Source organism: Microbispora sp. NPDC088329 (genome assembly GCF_040685655.1).
In the GTDB taxonomy this organism is placed as follows: Bacteria; Actinomycetota; Actinomycetes; order Streptosporangiales; family Streptosporangiaceae; genus Microbispora.
In genome coordinates, this window is sequence record NZ_JBFBIP010000001.1 from 78,688 (window position 1) to 92,482 (window position 13,795).

A 13,795-nucleotide genomic window follows, 5' to 3' on the forward strand; every position below is an offset into this window, starting at 1 on the left:
TCTCCTATCGGACGAACAGGGTCTTGGCAGCCGAGTGCGCGAGATCCAGCACCGGCGAGGGGTACACCCCGAGAACTACCGTAGCCAACGCCGCTATACCGACCACAGCCGCGGTGCCCCGCGACGGCAGCACGACGGACGGGCCGTCGGCGGCCGGGTCGCTGAAGAACATCAGCACGATCACCCGGACGTAGAAGAACGCGGCGATGGCCGAGGCCACCACACCGATGATGACCAGCGGCGTGGCGCCGTTCGCGACGGCCGCCTGGAAGACGGCGTACTTCCCGAAGAACCCGCTGGTCAGCGGGATGCCGGCGAAGGCGAGCAGGAAGAAGGCGAAGACCCCGGCCAGCAGCGGCGAGCGCTTGCCCAGCCCGGCCCAGCGGGACAGGTGCCACGCCTCGCCGCCCGCGTCGCGGACCATCGTGACGACCGCGAACGCACCGACCGTGGTGAAGCCGTACGCCACCAGGTAGAACAGCAGGCCGGACAGGGCCGAGGTGTTCTCGGCCTGCGTGTGGCCCGTGGCGATGACGCCGATGAGCAGGAAACCGCCGTGCGCGATCGAGGAGTAGGCGAGCATCCGCTTGATGTCGGTCTGCGTGATCGCGAGGACCGCGCCGACCACCATCGTGAGGATCGCCACGCCGTACAGCACCGGGCGCCAGTCCCAGTCGAGACCGCCGAGGCCGACCCAGAACACCCGCAGCAGCGCGCCGACGGCGGCCACCAGGGTGCCGGAGGCCATCAGCGCGGTGATGGGCGTGGGCGAGCCCTGGTAGACGTCCGGCTTCCACGCCTGGAACGGCGCGGCGCCGATCTTGAACAGCAGGCCGACGCCGAGCATGGCCGCGCCGATGTAGAGCAGCGTGTCCTCGCCGCCGACCGTCCCCAGCGCCTGGTTGATCTTCAGGAGGTCGACCGAGCCGGCGTAGCCGTAGATCAGGGCCGTGCCGTACAGGAAGAAGGCCGAGGAGAACGCGCCGAGCAGGAAGTACTTGACCGCGGCCTCCTGCGACAGCAGGCGGCGCCGCCGGGCCAGGCCGCACAGCAGGTACAGCGGCAGCGACATGACCTCGAGGGCGACGAACGCCACGAGCAGGTCGTTGGCCGCGGGGAACAGCAGCATGCCGCCGACCGCGAACAGCAGCAGCGGGTAGACCTCGGTGTGCGAGGCGCGCTCGACCAGCGACTGCTCCTCCTCGGCCGAGCCCGGCACGGCCGCGGCGGAGCCGACGAAGTGCTCCTCGTCCTTGATGAGCAGCACGCTCACGAAGGCGAGGATGAGGATCGTGCCCCAGATGAACAGGGCCGGGCCGTCCACGGCGACCGCGCCCATCGCGGCGGGCTTGGTGGGCACGCCCTTGACCGCCTGCCAGACGGCCAGCGCGAACGCGCCGGCCAGCGAGAGCAGCGTGAGCGGCAGGTGGATGGCCGAGCGCAGGTAGCGCGGGGCGAACGCTTCCACCAGCACGCCGACGATCGCCGCGCCGAAGACGACGAGTATCGGCGCCAGCAGGGCGTACTCGATGGTGGGCGCCTCAATGGTGCCGTTCACTACTGGCCCTCCTGAGCAACGGGTACGGCCGGCTGCGGGTCCGTGACCGACACGCTGGACAGCGTGTCCTTCACGGCGGGATTGATCACGTCGAGCAGTGGCTTGGGATAGAAGCCGAACACGAGCAGCAGCGCGACGAGCGGCGCCACCACCCACTTCTCCCGGGCGTTGAGGTCCGGCAGCGACTTGACCGACTCGGCCGTCGGGCCGTTCATCGTCCGCTGGTACATCCACAGGATGTAGATCGCGGCGAGGATGACACCGACGGTCGCGATCACGGCCGGGACGACGTACCGCTGGTAGGTGCCGGTCAGCACCATGAACTCGCTGACGAACGTGCTGAGACCGGGCAGCGAGAGGCTGGACAGACCGGCCACCAGGAACGTCCCGGCGAGGACCGGGGCGACCTTCTGCACGCCGCCGTAGTCGGCGATGTACTGCGAGCCCCTGCGGTGGATGAGGAAGCCCGCGATGAGGAACAGCGCGCCGGTCGAGAAGCCGTGGTTGACCATGTAGAGCGTGGCGCCCGAGCCCGCGCTGGTGGTCATGGCGAACACGCCCAGCGCGATGAAGCCGAAGTGCGACACCGAGGTGTACGCGATGAGCCGCTTCATGTCGGTCTGCCCGATGGCCACGATCGCGCCGTAGATGATGCCGATCACCGACAGCGCGATGACCAGCGGCGTGAAGAACTTGGCCGCGTCCGGGAAGAGCTGCAGGCAGAAGCGGAGCATGCCGTACGTGCCGACCTTGTCGAGCACGCCCACGAGCAGCACGGCCGCGCCGGCCGGGGCCTGCGCGGCGGCGTCCGGCAGCCAGGTGTGGAACGGCCACAGCGGCGCCTTGATCGCGAAGGCGATGAAGAAGCCGAGGAACAGCCACTTCTGCGTGTTCACGTCCTGGATGGTGCCGACCAGGTCGGCGTGCTGGAACGAGCCCTTGCCGGCGATCGAGTAGAGCGCGATCACCGCCACCAGCATCAGAAGCCCGCCGAACAGCGAGTAGAGCAGGAACTTCACGGCCGCGTACGACCGCTGCGCCCCGCCGTACGACCCGATCATGAAGTACATCGGGATCAGCATGGCTTCGAAGAAGACGTAGAAGAGGAAGACGTCGGTCGCCGCGAAGACGCCGATCATCATGGCCTCGAGCACGAGGATCAGCGAGAAGTACGTCCGGACCGACCGCTTGCCCGCCTCGGCGTCATGCCACGAGGCCAGCACGACGATCGGCACGAGGATCGCCGACAGCAGGATCAGCACCAGCGCGATCCCGTCGACGCCCAGTGCGTAGTGGATGCCGAACTGCTTGATCCAGACGTGGTCTTCGACGAACTGCGGCGTGTCGCCGTTCGGGCTGAACTGCACCGCCATGGCGACGGTCAGTGCCAGCACGATGAGCGAGATCACCAGCGTGAACTGCTTGGCGAGCTTGTCGTTCCGGACGAGGGTCACGCCCAGCGCGCCGAGTACGGACACGCCCATAAGGGTTGAAAGCCAGGGCATCACAGGTTCCCTACGACGAGCCAGGCACCGGCCAGGACGGCGGCACCCAGGAATATCGACAGCGCGTACGAGCGGACGAACCCGGTCTGAACCCTGCGCAGGCGCCCGGACGTGCCGCCGATGCCCGCGGCGAGGCCGTTGACGAGGCCGTCGACGCCGCGGTTGTCGAAGAACACGGCCAGGCGGGTCAGCCACTGCCCGGGACGCATGAACAGCGCCTCGTTCAGGGCGTCGCCGTACAGGTCACGACGGGCGAAGGTGGTGAGGAAGGAGCCGCGCGGGGCGACCGCGGGCACCTCGGCCCTGCCGTACTTCATCCAGGCGAAGGCCGCGCCGATCGCCACGAGCGCGAGCGTGGCCAGACCGGGGACGCTGAACGGGTGGAAGGACGGCATCTCCTCCGGCGCGCCGACGGCCGGGGCCAGGAAGGTCATGAAGCGGTTGCTCAGGACCAGGTAACCGCCCAGGACGATCGAACCGATCGACAGGATGATCAGCGGCACGGTCATGACGGCGGGCGACTCGTGCGGGTGGGCCGTGGGCTCCCAGCGCTTGGCGCCGAAGAACGTCATGAACACCAGGCGCGACATGTAGAAACCGGTGATGCCCGCACCGAGCACGGCCAGCCAGCCGAGGACCTCGTTGTGCTCCATGACGGCCTCGATGATGCCGTCCTTGGTGAAGTAGCCGGACAGCAGCGGGAAGCCGATGATCGCCAGATAGCCGACGAGGAACGTCACGAACGTGAGCGGCATGACCTTCCGCAGCGCGCCGTACTTCCTCATGTCGACCTCGTCGTTCATGGCGTGCATGACCGAGCCCGCGCCGAGGAACATGTCGGCCTTGAAGAAGCCGTGCGTGATCAGGTGCGCGATCGCGAAGGCGTAGCCCGCCGGGCCGACGCCCGCGGCGAGCACCATGTAGCCGATCTGCGACATCGTCGAACCGGCCAGCGCCTTCTTGATGTCGTCCTTGGCGGTACCGATGATCGCACCGGCGAGCAGGGTCGCGACGCCGACGATCGTCACCACGAGCTGCGCGGTCCCGGTGCCCTGGTAGATCGGGCCGGACCGGACGATGAGGTAGACGCCGGCGGTGACCATGGTCGCGGCGTGGATGAGGGCCGAGACCGGGGTCGGGCCCTCCATCGCGTCGAGGAGCCAGGACTGCAGCGGGAGCTGGGCCGACTTGCCGCACGCGCCGACCAGCAGCAGCAGGCCGATCGCGGTGAGCGTGCCCGAGGACGCCTTCGACGCGTTCGCGAGGACGTCGCTGAAGGCCAGCGTGTGGAACGTCGCGAAGATCGTGAAGATGCCGATCAGCAGGCCGAAGTCGCCGACGCGGTTGACGATGAACGCCTTCTTGGCCGCGGTCGCCGCCGAGGGCTTGTGCTGCCAGAACCCGATCAGCAGGTACGACGCGAGACCGACGCCCTCCCAGCCGACGAACAGCGCCACGTAGTTGTCGGCCAGCACCAGCAGCAGCATCGCCGCGACGAACAGGTTGAGGTAGGCGAAGAACCGCCGCCTGTTCGGGTCGTGCGCCATGTAGCCGATCGAGTAGATGTGGATCAGCGAGCCCACGAAGGTGATCAGCAGGCAGAACGAGATCGACAGCGGGTCGACCAGCAGCCCGACCTTCGCGAGGCCGGGGATGAAGTCGTACAGCTCGATCCCGCGACGGCGCTCGCCGGGGGCGAGGCCGAGCAGCTGCACGAACGACAGCGCCGCCACCACGAACGACGCGACGGCCATGAGCACGCCCAGCAGGTGGCCGAACTTGTCGGTCCTCCGGCCGCCAAGCAGGAGGACCGCCGCTCCCACCAGGGGCAGAGCGATCATGAGCCAGGCTGCTCCGATCGCTCCGCCGGAGTGCTGGATGATCTCAGCGGGTTCCACGGCCACCTCTTAGTACTTCAGCAGGCTGGCGTCGTCCACCGACGCGCTCCTGCGGGTTCGGAAGATCGTCACGATGATGGCCAGGCCGATGACCACCTCGGCGGCGGCCACGATCATCACGAAGAACGCGATGAGCTGGCCGTCGAGGTTGCCGTTCTGCCGGGCGAAGGTGACGAACGCCAGGTTGCAGGCGTTGAGCATGAGCTCGACGCACATGAACACCACGATGGCGTTGCGCCGTACGAGCACGCCGACGCCGCCGATGGCGAACAGCAGCGCGGAGAGCACCAGGTAGTGCGTGGTCACTTGCCGTCCTCCTCGCTCCGGGACTCCCTCACGGACTCACCGCGGGGGCCGACGACCCGGCCGGCGACGACGCCCTCCTCGGGCATCGGCTCGGTGTCGGGGCCGCCGTCCCTGGCCTCCTCGGCCACGGTGGGCGTGCTGTGCCCGCTCGGGTGCCCGTTCGAGCGCTGGGTGGCCTCCTCCTGCTCCAGCACGCGGGCGACCTCCGGGGGCAGAGTCCCCTGGGCCTCCTCGTACCGGGCGATGTACCGGTTGACCGACAGCGGCGAGACGGACCCGTCGGGCAGCAGCGCCGGCATGTCGATGGCGTTGTGCCGGGCGTAGGTGCCGGGGCCGGGCAGCGGCGCCGGGTTCTTGCCCGTCTTGCCGAAGGCGACGAAGCGCTGCCGGGACAGGTCCTTCTGGGTCGGCTTCGCCTCGGTGCGCTCCCGGTGAGCGAGCACCATCGCGCCGAGCGCGGCGGTGATCAGCAGCGCCGAGGTCACCTCGAAGGCGAACACGTGGCGCGTGAAGATCAGCTCGGCCAGGGAGGGCACGTTGCCCGCCTGAGTGGCGGCCGCCAGGCCCTTCGGCGAGCCGACGACGGCGTTGCCGATGCCAAAAGCGAGCAGGGCGGCGAAGCCGAGCCCGCCCACGATGGCCCAGAACCGCTGGCCCCTGATCGTCTCCACGAGGGAGTCGGACGAGTCCACGCCCACGAGCATGAGCACGAACAGGAACAGCATCATGACCGCGCCGGTGTAGACGATGATCTGCACCGCCGCCAGGAACGGAGCGTCCTGAACCGCGTACAGCACCGCCAGCGAGAGCATGACGACGCCGAGCATGAGGGCCGAGTAGACGGCCCTGCGGCTGAAGACGAGTCCGAGCGCGGCGATCACCGAGATGACCGCGAGCACCCAGAACGTGATGGACTCACCCATTGCTTCGACCCAACCGGTAGTAGTCCTCTTCGGTCTCGCCGAGGCGCATCGGGTGGGGCGGCTGCTCCATGCCCGGTCCGAGCGGCGCGAGGAGCATCTCCTTGGTGTAGATCAGCGACTCGCGGCTGGAGTCGGCGAGCTCGTACTCGTTGGTCATCGTGAGCGCCCGGGTGGGGCACGCCTCGATGCACAGCCCGCAGAGGATGCAGCGCAGGTAGTTGATCTGGTAGACGCGGCCGTACCGCTCACCCGGCGAGAAACGCTCCTCGTCGGTGTTGTCGCCGCCTTCGACGTAGATGGCGTCCGCCGGACAGGCCCAGGCGCACAGCTCGCAGCCGACGCACTTCTCCAGCCCGTCGGGCCACCGGTTCAGCTGGTGCCGCCCGTGGAAGCGCGGCGCGGTGGGCCGCTTCTCCTCGGGATAGTTGACGGTCACCGGCTTCTTGAACATGTGGTGGAAGGTGACGCCGAATCCCTTGATCGGGTTCAGCCAATCAGTTGCTCCCACTGGTCACCTCCTTGGCGGCGTCGGGGTTGAGGCGCGCGGCGGGCACGACTCCGTGGTAGTGCGGCGCGTCGAGCGGCGGCACGGGGAACCCGCCCGCGACCGGCTCCTCGCGCAGTTGCTCGAACTCCTCCTCGATCGCGGCCGCCTTGGCCTCCTTGCGGCGCTGGTTGACCGTGTCGAAGCGCAACCAGATCGCGAGGGCGCCGATGATGACGACAGCACCGATGGTCATGATGATCGCCCGGTTGCTGTCCGGCATCCGCAGCGCCTTGAACGTGGCGGCGATCAGGATCCAGGCCAGGTTGACCGGGATCAGCACCTTCCAACCGAAGGCCATGAGCTGGTCGTACCGGACACGTGGCAGTGAGGCGCGGACCCAGACGAAGAACCCGAACGCGATGACCAGCTTGGTGAAGAACCACAGCAACGGCCACCAGCCGGAGTTCGCGCCGTCCCACAGGGAGATCGGCCACGGGGCCCGCCAGCCGCCGAAGAACAGCGTGATCGCCATCGCCGAGACCGTGAAGACGTTCACGTACTCGGCGAGCATGAACATCGCGAACTTCAGCGAGGAGGAGTACTCGGTGTGGAAGCCGCCGACCAGCTCGCCCTCGCCCTCGGGCAGGTCGAAGGGCACGCGGTTCGTCTCGCCCAGCATCGTGATCGCGTAGATCAGGAAGGACGGCACCAGCGAGACCACGTACCACGACGGCATCGGGATCGACAGCCCGCCGATGTCCCAGGTGCCGGCGCTGGCCTGCTTCGCCACGATCTCCGAGGTGGACAGCGTGCCCGCCTGGAGGAACACCGCGACGAAGGACAGGCCCATCGCGATCTCGTACGACACGACCTGGGCGGCCGAGCGCAGGCCGCCCAGCACGGCGTACGGCGAGCGGGACCCCCACCCGGCGAGCACGACGCCGTAGACGCCGATCGAGGCGGTGGCCAGGACCAGCAGGACCGCGACCGGCAGGTCGGTGAGCTGCAGCGGGGTCTTGTGGCCGAACATCGAGACCATCGGCCCGAACGGCACGACGGAGAAGGCCAGGAAGGCCGGGACGGCGATGACGACCGGGGCCAGGAAGTAGATCACCTTGTCCACGGTGCGTGGCATGATGTCTTCCTTCAGGCCCATCTTCAGGCCGTCGGCCACCGTCTGCAGCAGGCCGAACTTGCCCGCCCGGTTGGGGCCGTAGCGGTGCTGCATGCGCGAGATGAGCTTGCGCTCGGTCCACACGCCCATCAGCACGCCCAGCATCAGGAACACGAAGATCGCGACGGCCTTGATGATGCTGATCCACAGGGGATCGTGGCCGAAGTCGCTCAGCGTGGGTCCGGGGTTGTTCACGAGACGCTCCCGATCTTTACGACGTCTCCGGCGACCGCGCGCAGGTCGCGCGTGACCGACAGGCCGGCGGAGTTGGACGGCACCCACACGACACGGTCGGGCAGGTCCGCGACGCGCACCGGAACGACCACGTCGTCACCGATGGTGATCTTTCCGCCGTCGACCGCGCCGATCTCGGCGGCCGTCGCCTCCGACAGCAGCGCCGCGGCCGCGCGGGCGGTCCCCGCCAGGTACGGCTCGCCGTCCTGCAACCGGCCGTCGTCGAGCAGCAGGTGCCAGGTGGCCAGCACGGCCTCGCCCGCCTGCGGCGCCCCGGCCGGACGACCGGTGACCGCGGGCGCGGCCGGGCGGGTGCCCTTCCAGGACCCGAGCGTGGCCATCTCGCGCCGGGCCGCGGCGGGGTCGGGCAGGCCGAGGTGGACGTCCATCTGGTCGGCGATCGCGGCGATGGCGCGCAGGTCGCTCATCAGGCCGGGGACGGCCGTGGCCACGCCGAACGAGCGGCCCCTGCCCTCCCAGTCGACGAACGTGCCGGACTTCTCCGCCACGGCGGCGACCGGCAGGACCACGTCGGCCCGGTCGGTGACCGCGCTGGCGCGGATCTCCAGGCTGACGATGAACGGCGTGTTCTCCAGCGCCGCCAGGGCCCGGGCCGGGTCGGGCAGGTCGTAGGGGTCGACGCCCGCCACGACCAGCGCGTCGACCTCGTCGTTCAGCGCGGCCTCGATGATGCCCGCCGTGTCGCGGCCGGGCGCCTCGGGCAGCGAGGCGACGCCCCACACCCTGGCGACCTCCGCGCGGGCGGCCTCGTCGGCGGCGGGGCGGCCGATCGGCAGCAGGCCCGGCAGGGCACCGGCCTCCAGCGCTCCGCGCTCACCGGCGCGGCGCGGCACCCAGGCGAGCCGTGCGCCGGTCGCCTGCGTGAGCCGTACGAGCGCCGACAGGGCGCCGGGGGCGGCGGCGAGCCGCTCACCGGCGAGGACGATCGCGCCCTCGGGCAGCACCTCGCCGGTGACGAGGTCGCCGAGCGCCTCGGCCTCGGCGCCGGGCAGGGTGCGGATGAGCGTGCCGTTCATCTTGGCCAGGCCCGGCGTGGCGAACGGCGCGAGCGCGTAGACCTTCAGGCCCCGCTTGCGCGCCGCCTTGCGCAGGCGCAGGAAGACGATCGGCGACTCCTCCTCGGGCTCGAACCCGGCCAGGAGCACGGCCGGGGCCGTCTCCAGGTCGGCGTAGGAGACCTCGATGCCCTTGCCCGCCACGGCGTGGGCGAGGAAGCGCGCCTCCTCCTCCGAGTGCGGGCGGGACCGGAAGTCGATGTCGTTGGTGCCGAGGGCGATCCGGGCGAACTTGCTGTAGGCGTAGGCGTCCTCGACCGTGAGCCGCCCGCCGACCAGCACACCGGCCTTGCCGCGGGCCCGCAGCAGGCCCTCGGCCGCGACGGCCAGCGCGTCCGGCCAGGAGGTGGGGACGAGCTTGCCGCTCTCGTCGCGCACCAGCGGCGACCGCAGCCGGTCGGGCGCGGTGGCGTAGGTGAAGGCCCAGCGGCCCTTGTCGCAGTTCCACTCCTCGTTGACCTGCGGGTCGTCCCCGGCCAGGCGACGGGTGACCTTGCCCCGCCGGTGGTCGGTGCGCAGCGAGCAGCCCGACGCGCAGTGCTCGCACGCGCTCGGCGTGGAGACCAGGTCGAACGGGCGGGAGCGGAACCGGTAGGCCGCGCCGGTCAGCGCGCCCACCGGGCAGATCTGGATGGTGTTGCCCGAGAAGTAGGACTGGAACGGCTCGCCGCCGGCGACGCCCACCTGCTCCTTGGCCCCGCGCTCGAAGAAGTCGATGAGCGGGTCACCGGCGATCTGGTCGGAGAACCGGATGCAGCGCGCGCACTGGACGCAGCGCTCGCGGTCGAGCAGCACCTCGCTCGACAGCGGGACGGGCTTGTCGAACGTCCGCTTCTGCTCGACGAACCGGCTCTCGCCCTGGCCGTTCGACATGGCCTGGTTCTGCAGGGGGCACTCGCCGCCCTTGTCGCAGACCGGGCAGTCGAGCGGGTGGTTCAGCAGCAGCATCTCCATCACGCCGCGCTGGGCCTTCTCGGCCACCGGCGAGGTGAGCTGCGTCTGGACCACCATGCCCTCGGCGACCTCGATCGCGCACGACGGCTGCGGCTTGGGGAAGCCGCGGCCGTTGCCCGCGTCGGTGATCTCGACCAGGCACTGGCGGCAGTTGGCCGCCGGCGAGAGCAGCGGGTGGTCGCAGAACCGGGGGATCTGGATCCCCAGCAGTTCCGCGGCCCGGATGATCAGCGTGCCCTTGGGAACGCTGACCTGGAAGCCGTCGATGGTCAGGGTGACCATGTCCACGACCGGCTGCTCCGGCTGCGTCGTCTGAACTGTCACTTGGACCCCCACACCGTGGAAGCGGCGGGATCGAACGGGCAGCCGCCGATCTCGAAGTGCTTGAGGTATTCGTCGCGGAAGTACTTCACCGACGAGTGGATCGGGCTCGTCGCGCCGTCACCGAGGGCGCAGAACGAGCGCCCCAGGATGTTGTCGGCGATGTCGGTGATGGTGGCCAGGTCCTCCTCGGAGCCCTGACCCTTCTCCAGCCGCTTGAGCACCTGCTTCAGCCAGTAGGTGCCCTCACGGCAGGGCGTGCACTTGCCGCAGGACTCGTGCGCGTAGAACTCGGTCCAGCGCATGACGGCCCGGACCACGCAGGTCGTCTCGTCGAAGATCTGCAGGGCGCGGGTGCCCAGCATCGAGCCCTTGGCCCCGACCGACTCGAAGTCGAGCGGCACGTCCAGGTGCTCGGCCGTGAAGATCGGCGTCGAGGAGCCCCCCGGCGTCCAGAACTTCAGCTCGTGGCCCTCGCGGATGCCGCCCGCCATGTCGAGCAGCTCGCGCAGCGTGATGCCCAGCGGGGCCTCGTACTGACCCGGCCGCGTCACGTGGCCGGACAGCGAGAAGATGCCGAAGCCCTTGGACTTCTCGGTGCCCATCCCGGCGAACCAGTCGGCGCCGTTGGCGATGATGCTCGGCACGCTCGCGATCGACTCGACGTTGTTGACCACTGTCGGGGAGGCGTACAGGCCGGCGACCGCCGGGAACGGCGGCTTGAGCCGGGGCTGGCCGCGGTGGCCCTCCAGCGAGTCGAGCAGCGCGGTCTCCTCGCCGCAGATGTACGCCCCGGCGCCGCTGTGCACGACGAGTTCGAGGTCGTACCCCGAGCCGAAGATGTCGGCGCCGAGGTAACCCTTCTCGTACGCCTCCCGGACCGCGGCCTGCACCCGGCGGATGACGTGGAGCACCTCGCCGCGGATGTAGATGAACGCGTGGTTGGCCCGGATGGCGTAGGACGCGATGATCACACCCTCGACCAGCGCGTGCGGGTTGGCCATCATGAGCGGGATGTCCTTGCAGGTCCCCGGCTCGGACTCGTCGGCGTTGACCACGAGGTAGTGGGCCTTGCCGTCGCCCTGCGGGATGAAGCCCCACTTCATGCCGGTGGGGAAGCCCGCGCCGCCGCGGCCGCGCAGACCGGAGTCCTTCACCGTCTGGATGACGGCGTCGGGGTCCATGCCCAGGGCCTTCTTGGCGGCCGCGTACTCGCCATACCCGTCGAGGGTGAACGAGTTGTCCTGGTCCCAGTTCCTCGTCAGAACGGGCGTGAGGGCTGTCACTTCTCGCTCCCCTCGGCCTTGGGGGCCTCCCAGCCGTTGGCCTTGGCGACCTTCAGGCCCTCGAGCGAAGGGCCGGCGGCCGACGGGCCGTCACCGGCCTGGCCGTCGGGGAACCCGGCGAGGACCCGGGACGCCTCCTTGAACGTGCACAGCCGGCCCGGGCCGCGCGTGGGCGCGACCTCCTTGCCGGCGCGCAGGTCGTCGACGAGCTGCCTGGCCGACTCCGGCGTCTGGTTGTCGAAGAACTCCCAGTTGACCATCATGACCGGCGCGAAGTCGCAGGCGGCGTTGCACTCCAGCCGCTCCAGCGTGATCTTGCCGTCCGCGGTGGTCTCGTCGTGGCCGACGCCCACGTGCTCGCTGAGTTCTTCCCAGATCTGGTCGCCGCCCATGACCGCGCACAGCGTGTTGATGCAGACGCCGACGTTGTACTCGCCGGCCGGCTTGCGCTTGTACATGGTGTAGAAGGTCGCGACGCCGACGACCTCGGCCTTGGACAGGCCCAGCATCTCGGCGCAGAACTCCTGGCCGGCGTCGGAGATGTAGCCGTCCTCCGACTGCACCAGGTGCAGCAGCGGCAGCAGCGCCGAACGCGGCCGGGGGTAGCGGCCGATGATCTCCTTGGCGTCCGTCTCCAGACGCTCGCGGACCTCGGGCGCGTAACCCGTGCTCATGGTCGCGCTCCCCTCCTCATTCGCTACGCGGGCGGCCTGGACCGTCGGCTTGCCGCTCATCGGTCCACACCTCCCATGACCGGGTCGATCGAGGCGACCGCGGAGATGACGTCGGCGACCATGCCGCCCTCGCACGTCGCGGGCACCGCCTGCAGGTTCGTGAACGACGGGTCGCGGAAGTGGACCCGGTAGGGCCGGGTGCCGCCGTCGCTGACCACGTGCGCGCCGAGCTCGCCGCGCGGCGACTCGACCGAGGCGTACGCCTGTCCGGCGGGCACCCGGAAGCCCTCGGTCACCAGCTTGAAGTGGTGGATCAGGGCCTCCATGGAGCTGCCCATGATGTGCGCGATGTGGTCGGGCGAGTTGCCGAGGCCGTCGGGGCCGAGCGCGAGCTGCGACGGCCAGCCGATCTTCTTGTCCTCGATCATCACCGGACCGCCCTTGAGCGGGCCGGACAGGCGGTCGAGCGCCTGCTCAATGATCTTGAGGGACTCCTCCATCTCGTCCATGCGGACGAGGTAGCGGCCGTACACGTCGCAGGTGTTCTGCGTCGCGACCTCGAACTCGTACGTCTCGTAGCCGCAGTAGGGCTGCGACTTGCGCAGGTCCCACGGCAGGCCGGCGGCGCGCAGCATGGGCCCGGTGATCCCGAGGGCCATGCAGCCGGTCAGGTCGAGGTAGGCCACGTCCTTGGTGCGCCGGGTGTAGACGGGGTTCGCGTCGAGGAGCTTGCGCATCTCCTTGATCCGCCCCGGCATGATCTTGAGGAACTCGCCGATCTTGTCGACCGCGCCGGCCGGCAGGTCGACGCTGACGCCGCCCGGCCGGACGTACGCCATGTTCATCCGCAGACCGGTGATGTACTCCATCAGGTCGAGCACCATCTCGCGCTCGCGGAAGCCGAACAGCATCGGCGTGGTCGCGCCCAGCTCCATGCCGAACGTCGCGATCGCGACGAGGTGCGAGGAGATCCGGGTGAGCTCCATTGTCAGGACCCGGATGGCCTGCGCCCGATCCGGGATCCTGTCGGTGATCCCGAGGAGCTTCTCGACGCCCATGCAGTAGGCGGTCTCGTTGAAGATCGGCGCGAGGTAGTCCATGCGGGTGACGAACGTGACCCCCTGGGTCCACGTCCGGAACTCCATGTTCTTCTCGATGCCGGTGTGCAGATAGCCGATCACCGTGCGGGCCTCGGTCACGGTCTCGCCGTCGAGGGTCAGCACGAGCCGCAGCACGCCGTGCGTCGACGGGTGCTGCGGGCCCATGTTGATGACCAGGCGCTCGTCGGCCGACTCGCTGACGGTCTTGACCAGCTCGTCCCAGTCCTGACCGGCGACGTCGTAGATCCGGCCCTGGGTTTCGGTGGTCTCGGTGGTGCTCACGACGCTCTCCTCGCTGC

The 13,795-nt window shown here is 69.4% G+C and carries 11 protein-coding genes; all 11 read right to left on the minus strand.

Annotated features, from left to right (window positions below; all coding sequences use genetic code 11):
- Positions 1-4: 4 nt before the first annotated feature.
- On the minus strand, positions 5-1,558 hold the full coding sequence (gene nuoN / locus AB0O28_RS00445; RefSeq protein WP_363634682.1) for an NADH-quinone oxidoreductase subunit NuoN: 1,554 nt from the start codon (positions 1,556-1,558) through the stop codon (positions 5-7).
- Positions 1,558-3,063, minus strand: a complete 1,506-nt coding sequence (locus AB0O28_RS00450; RefSeq protein ID WP_363634684.1) for an NADH-quinone oxidoreductase subunit M — start codon at positions 3,061-3,063, stop codon at positions 1,558-1,560. Before AB0O28_RS00450 ends, nuoN begins: the two co-directional genes overlap by 1 nt.
- Positions 3,063-4,904 carry an NADH-quinone oxidoreductase subunit L gene (nuoL, locus tag AB0O28_RS00455; protein WP_363634686.1) on the minus strand — a complete coding sequence of 614 codons (1,842 nt, stop codon included), beginning with the start codon at positions 4,902-4,904 and terminating at the stop codon, positions 3,063-3,065. The genes AB0O28_RS00450 and nuoL overlap by 1 nt, the downstream gene beginning before the upstream one ends.
- Before the next feature lie 66 nt (positions 4,905-4,970).
- The gene (gene nuoK, locus AB0O28_RS00460; protein WP_139574092.1) at positions 4,971-5,267 is read right to left on the minus strand and encodes an NADH-quinone oxidoreductase subunit NuoK; all 297 of its coding nucleotides are present in this window, start codon (positions 5,265-5,267) and stop codon (positions 4,971-4,973) included.
- Complete coding sequence (locus tag AB0O28_RS00465; protein ID WP_363634689.1) at positions 5,264-6,190, minus strand: NADH-quinone oxidoreductase subunit J; 927 nt, start codon at positions 6,188-6,190, stop codon at positions 5,264-5,266. Before AB0O28_RS00465 ends, nuoK begins: the two co-directional genes overlap by 4 nt.
- Positions 6,183-6,698, minus strand: a complete 516-nt coding sequence (gene nuoI, locus AB0O28_RS00470; protein WP_139574090.1) for an NADH-quinone oxidoreductase subunit NuoI — start codon at positions 6,696-6,698, stop codon at positions 6,183-6,185. Before nuoI ends, AB0O28_RS00465 begins: the two co-directional genes overlap by 8 nt.
- Positions 6,685-8,046 (minus strand): NADH-quinone oxidoreductase subunit NuoH, encoded by a 1,362-nt coding sequence (gene nuoH, locus AB0O28_RS00475; RefSeq protein WP_363634691.1) that lies wholly within the window; start codon positions 8,044-8,046, stop codon positions 6,685-6,687. Before nuoH ends, nuoI begins: the two co-directional genes overlap by 14 nt.
- Positions 8,043-10,439 (minus strand): NADH-quinone oxidoreductase subunit G, encoded by a 2,397-nt coding sequence (locus tag AB0O28_RS00480; protein ID WP_363634693.1) that lies wholly within the window; start codon positions 10,437-10,439, stop codon positions 8,043-8,045. Before AB0O28_RS00480 ends, nuoH begins: the two co-directional genes overlap by 4 nt.
- Entirely contained in the window at positions 10,436-11,722 is a 1,287-nt protein-coding gene (gene nuoF / locus AB0O28_RS00485; protein ID WP_363634695.1) for an NADH-quinone oxidoreductase subunit NuoF, read from the minus strand. Before nuoF ends, AB0O28_RS00480 begins: the two co-directional genes overlap by 4 nt.
- Positions 11,719-12,456 carry an NADH-quinone oxidoreductase subunit NuoE gene (nuoE, locus tag AB0O28_RS00490; protein WP_363634697.1) on the minus strand — a complete coding sequence of 246 codons (738 nt, stop codon included), beginning with the start codon at positions 12,454-12,456 and terminating at the stop codon, positions 11,719-11,721. The genes nuoF and nuoE overlap by 4 nt, the downstream gene beginning before the upstream one ends.
- Positions 12,453-13,778 (minus strand): NADH-quinone oxidoreductase subunit D, encoded by a 1,326-nt coding sequence (locus tag AB0O28_RS00495; protein ID WP_363634699.1) that lies wholly within the window; start codon positions 13,776-13,778, stop codon positions 12,453-12,455. Before AB0O28_RS00495 ends, nuoE begins: the two co-directional genes overlap by 4 nt.
- Between the last annotated feature and the right edge of the window lie 17 nt (positions 13,779-13,795).

Coding starts and splice junctions, on each gene's coding strand:
- AB0O28_RS00450 (WP_363634684.1), bottom strand. CDS start 3,063: ATGCCCTGGCTTTCAACCCTTATGGGCGTGTCCGTACTCGGCGCGCTG.
- nuoL (WP_363634686.1), bottom strand. CDS start 4,904: ATGATCGCTCTGCCCCTGGTGGGAGCGGCGGTCCTCCTGCTTGGCGGC.
- AB0O28_RS00465 (WP_363634689.1), bottom strand. CDS start 6,190: ATGGGTGAGTCCATCACGTTCTGGGTGCTCGCGGTCATCTCGGTGATC.
- nuoE (WP_363634697.1), bottom strand. CDS start 12,456: ATGAGCGGCAAGCCGACGGTCCAGGCCGCCCGCGTAGCGAATGAGGAG.